The sequence below is a fragment of the Pseudomonas sp. SDO5522_S412 genome (assembly GCF_054071215.1).
The window spans coordinates 1-4473 of the sequence record NZ_JBSVWQ010000342.1 but is presented as its reverse complement, the minus strand read 5'-3'; the positions used below and the strand labels follow the sequence as shown (position 1 = coordinate 4473).

Here is a 4473-nt window from a genome sequence, read left to right as displayed (position 1 = left end):
GGCCGAAGTTTGGGAGTGTTTTTTTGTGGGATTTTTTTTTCTCTAGAGGGTGTTTTGTCAGTCACCGGATAATTCGACTGACCCACCGCATTCGCGAGCAAGCCCGCTCCCACAGGTTTAACCGCGTTCGGCTTTGACGACTTCGTAGTCACGCAATTTGTTGGCGATGGTGGTGTGGGACACGCCCAGCCGCTTGCCCAACAGCCGGCTGCTGGGATGTTCGGCATACAACTGCGCCAGCACGGCCTTTTCAAAGCGCCCGACGATCTCCTCCAACCCGCCTTCCAGGGAAAAATCCCCCAGCGGCTGGCGCACGCCATAGTCCGGCAGGCGAATGTGCTCGGCCTTGACGGTGCCGCCCTCACACAGCGAAACCGCCTGGAACAGCACGTTCTCCAGCTGCCGCACATTCCCCGGCCAGTGGTAATGGCTGAGGCGTTCCATCGCCGCCGGTGCGAGCTTGGGCAGCGGGCAGCCGATCTGCCGGCTGGCCTGATCCAGGAAGTGCTCCACCAGCGGCGGCAAACCGTCGAGGCACTCGCGTAGCGGCGGGATATGCAGCGAGAGCACATTGAGACGATGGTAAAGGTCCTGGCGGAATTCGCCCCGGGCGCACAGTTCGGAAAGGTCCACCTGGGTCGCGCAGATCACCCGCACATCCAGGTACACCTCTTCATCACTGCCTACACGGCGAAAGCAGCCGTCCTGCAGAAAGCGCAGCAACTTCACCTGCAACCGCGCGCTCATTTCGCCGACGCCGTCGAGAAACAACGTACCGCCCGCCGTCAGCTCCAGCAGTCCCAACTTGCCCTCCGCCCTCGCCCCTTCAAAGGCGCCGGGACCATAGCCGAACAACTCGGTCTCGGCCATGGACTCGGGCAAACCGGCGCAGTTGAGCGCCATCAACGGCGACTGGCCGCGTGGGCTGGCCAGGTGACAAGCGCGGGCCAGCAACTCTTTGCCGGTGCCGGTTTCGCCTTCTATTAATAGAGGCGCATCCAACGGCGCCATGCGCCGAGCCTCACGCACCACGGCGGCCATGACCCTGGAGCTTTGGAAAATGCTGTCGAAGCCGCGCAGTTCCTGCTTGCGCACATTGTAGATACGCTCACCCACCCGGTCGGCGCGGTGCAGGGTCAGTACGGCGCCGGCCATGGCTTCGCTGTCGTCATGCTCGGAGGATTGCAGCGGCGCAATATCGGCCAGGAATACATCGCCCTTGACCTTGACCCGCAGGCCATTGATTCGCGATTTGCTGGCCCGTACCAGTTCCGGCAAATCGAAATCTTCGGCGTAGCGCGACAACGGAATGCCCGGCACCTCATCCACCCGTACTCCGAGCAACTGCGCCGCCGCGCGGTTGGCCGCGACGATGGAGCCGCCCATGTCGATGGACAGCACCGGAAACTCCAGCGCCCCCAGCAGCGCGTTGAGCTCCATATGCCGACGCTCGCTGGGCATCAGCCCTACCCGCTTGACGCCAAATACCCCGGCAATCGCCTCGAACTGCGGGCGCAATGCCTGGAACTGCAGGTTCACCAGGTTCGGGCAATAGAGGTAAATGGCGTTGCCGTGCTCGCCACCGACCTCGCCCTTGGCAACGTTCACGCCGTACTCCACCAGCAGGTTGAGGATGTCCCGCAGGATGCCGATGCGGTTCTGGCAATGCACTTTGATACGCATGAGAAGGCCCGAAGAGGTGGAGTCGCTGCGTCTTTTTGCCGCCGGCCGCAGATAATCGTCAAGATTATGTGACAGCTGCATGGCGATTCACACCCAAAATACGCCACAGGGAGAACGAATTGCCTCAACCGTAACGAAAACTTTACGAATCTCAGTAACTTTTCCTACAAAAGCATGGCGCAGGAGGATGGCTTCCTGGCCCAGGCGGCGTATCAATAGGCTCATCCCAGGACATAACAAGAACGAATGCCTAGCAGGAGAGCAGTATGAAGCAGACGCAGTACGTGGCCCGCGAGCCCGACGCGAACGGTTTTATCGACTACCCGCCCGAAGAACACGCGGTGTGGAACACCCTGATCACGCGCCAACTGAAAGTGATCGAGGGCCGCGCCTGCCAGGAATACCTGGACGGCATCGACAAGCTCGGCCTGCCCCACGACCGCATTCCACAGCTGGCGGAAGTCAACAAAGTGCTGGCCGAGACCACGGGCTGGCAAGTCGCCCGGGTGCCGGCGCTGATCCCCTTCCAGACTTTTTTCGAATTGCTCGCCAACAAGCAGTTTCCGGTGGCGACGTTTATTCGTACCCGTGAAGAGCTGGATTACCTGCAGGAACCGGACATTTTTCACGAGATCTTCGGCCATTGCCCACTGCTGACCAACCCCTGGTTCGCGGAATTCACCCACACCTACGGCAAGCTCGGCCTGGCCGCCACCAAGGAACAGCGCGTGTACCTGGCGCGCCTGTACTGGATGACCATCGAGTTCGGCCTGGTGGACACGCCCGAAGGCCGGCGAATCTACGGTGGCGGCATCCTGTCTTCGCCCAAGGAGACCGTGTACTGCCTCTCGGACGTGCCCGAGCATCAAGCCTTCGACCCGCTCGAAGCGATGCGCACGCCGTATCGCATCGACATTCTGCAACCCGTGTACTTCGCCCTGCCCAACCTCAAGCGCCTGTTCGAAGTGGCGCAGGAAGACATCATGGGCATGGTCGAACGCGGGATGCAGCTGGGGCTGCACGCACCGAAGTTCCCGCCCAAGCCAAAAGCTGCTTGAACTGCGGCTTTTAGGGCCAGGTGAGTCTGTTCCCTGGCCCCGCGTTGCTTTAGGGTGACGCTACTGACGACCGTTTCCAAATACTCGATTTCAGGAATACCCACATGACCACGTTGAACCAAGCCCACTGCGAAGCCTGCCGCGCCGACGCCCCGCAAGTCAGCGACGAAGAGTTGCCGGTGCTGATCAAGCAGATCCCCGACTGGAACATCGAAGTACGCGATGGCGTGATGCAGCTGGAAAAGGTCTTCCTGTTCAAGAATTTCAAATTCGCCCTGGCCTTCACCAACGCCGTGGGCGCGATCTCCGAAGCTGAAGGCCATCACCCGGGCCTGCTCACCGAATGGGGCAAAGTCACCGTGACCTGGTGGAGCCACTCCATCAAGGGCCTGCACCGCAACGACTTCATCATGGCCGCGCGCACCGACGAAGTGGCCAAGGATGCCGAGGGCCGCAAGTAATGCATTTCGACGCAATTGGCCGGGTGCCCGGAGACCCGATCCTCGGGCTGATGGAGCTGTATGCCCAGGACCCGAACCCGCTCAAGTTCGACCTCGGCGTGGGCGTGTACAAGGACGACCAGGGCCTGACGCCAATCCCGCATTCGGTGAAACTGGCCGAGCAGCGCCTGGTGGAGCAACAAACCACCAAGACCTACATCGGCGGCCATGGCAACGCCGCGTTCGGCTCGCTGATCAGCGAGCTGGTGCTGGGCGCCGGTTCGCCACTGCTGAGTGAACGCCGCGCCGGCGCCACCCAGACGCCTGGCGGCACCGGCGCGCTGCGCCTGAGCGCCGACTTTATCGCCCACAGCCTGCCCGGCCGTGGCGTATGGCTGAGCAACCCGACCTGGCCGATCCACGAAACCATCTTCGCCAAGGCCGGGCTCAAGGTCAGCCATTACCCGTACGTGGGCAGCGACAATCGCCTGGACGTAGCGGCGATGCTGACCACCCTGTCCACCGTGCCAAAAGGCGATGTGGTGCTGCTGCACGCCTGCTGCCACAACCCGACCGGTTTCGACCTGTCCCACGATGACTGGCGCCAGGTGCTGAAGATCGTCCAGGAACGTCAGTTGCTGCCGCTGATCGACTTTGCGTATCAGGGTTTTGGCGATGGCCTGGAACAGGATGCATGGGCGGTGCGGCTGTTCGCGGCTGAGCTGCCCGAAGTACTGATCACCAGTTCCTGCTCGAAGAACTTCGGCTTGTACAGCGACCGTGTCGGCGCGTTGATTGTGTGCGCGGCGGACGCCGAGAAACTGACGGATGTGCGCAGCCAGCTGGCGTTCATTGCGCGTAACTTGTGGTCGACGCCGCCGGACCATGGTGCTGCTGTGGTGGCGACGATTCTCGGTGACGCCGGGCTGAAAAAGCAGTGGGCCGAGGAAGTGGAAGCGATGCGGGCGCGGATTGCGCAGCTGCGTTCCGGGCTGGTGGAGGCGTTGGCGCCCCATGGCTTGTCGGAGCGGTTCGCGCATATTGCGGCGCAACGCGGGATGTTTTCCTATACCGGGTTGAGTGCGGAACAGGTGAAGCAACTGCGGGACAAGCACAGCGTGTATATGGTCAATTCCGGGCGTGCGAACGTGGCGGGGATTGATGCGACGCGGTTGACACTGTTGGCCGAAGCCATCGCGGATGTTTCCCACACCTGACTGAAGAAACCGGCTCCAAATGTGGGAGCGGGCTTGCTCGCGAATGCGGTGGGTCAGTCGAATTATCTGGTGACT

The 4473-nt window shown here is 61.7% G+C and carries 4 protein-coding genes; 3 read left to right on the top strand and 1 reads right to left on the bottom strand.

Annotated features, from left to right (window positions below):
- Positions 1–117: 117 nt before the first annotated feature.
- Positions 118–1683, bottom strand: coding sequence for a sigma-54-dependent phenylalanine hydroxylase transcriptional regulator PhhR (locus ACW9I6_RS31005; RefSeq protein ID WP_003214613.1), 1566 nt, complete (start codon positions 1681–1683; stop codon positions 118–120).
- A 266-nt stretch (positions 1684–1949) separates the two neighbouring features.
- On the opposite strand from ACW9I6_RS31005, the gene phhA reads away from it, so the two are divergent.
- From phhA to ACW9I6_RS30990, 3 genes are all read left to right on the top strand, one after another.
- Positions 1950–2741, top strand: a complete 792-nt coding sequence (gene phhA / locus ACW9I6_RS31000) for a phenylalanine 4-monooxygenase (protein WP_003214615.1) — start codon at positions 1950–1952, stop codon at positions 2739–2741.
- Between the two features lie 104 nt (positions 2742–2845).
- A complete protein-coding gene (locus ACW9I6_RS30995) occupies positions 2846–3202 on the top strand; it encodes a 4a-hydroxytetrahydrobiopterin dehydratase (protein ID WP_010166022.1) in 357 nt (118 codons plus the stop codon).
- A complete protein-coding gene (locus ACW9I6_RS30990) occupies positions 3202–4398 on the top strand; it encodes an amino acid aminotransferase (protein ID WP_177081032.1) in 1197 nt (398 codons plus the stop codon). The genes ACW9I6_RS30995 and ACW9I6_RS30990 overlap by 1 nt, the downstream gene beginning before the upstream one ends.
- Positions 4399–4473 lie beyond the last annotated feature (75 nt).

Excerpts from the sequence above, each read along its gene's own strand:
- phhA (WP_003214615.1), top strand. The coding sequence starts at position 1,950 with ATGAAGCAGACGCAGTACGTGGCCCGCGAGCCCGACGCGAACGGTTTT.
- ACW9I6_RS30995 (WP_010166022.1), top strand. The coding sequence starts at position 2,846 with ATGACCACGTTGAACCAAGCCCACTGCGAAGCCTGCCGCGCCGACGCC.
- ACW9I6_RS30990 (WP_177081032.1), top strand. The coding sequence starts at position 3,202 with ATGCATTTCGACGCAATTGGCCGGGTGCCCGGAGACCCGATCCTCGGG.
- ACW9I6_RS31005 (WP_003214613.1), bottom strand. The coding sequence starts at position 1,683 with ATGCGTATCAAAGTGCATTGCCAGAACCGCATCGGCATCCTGCGGGAC.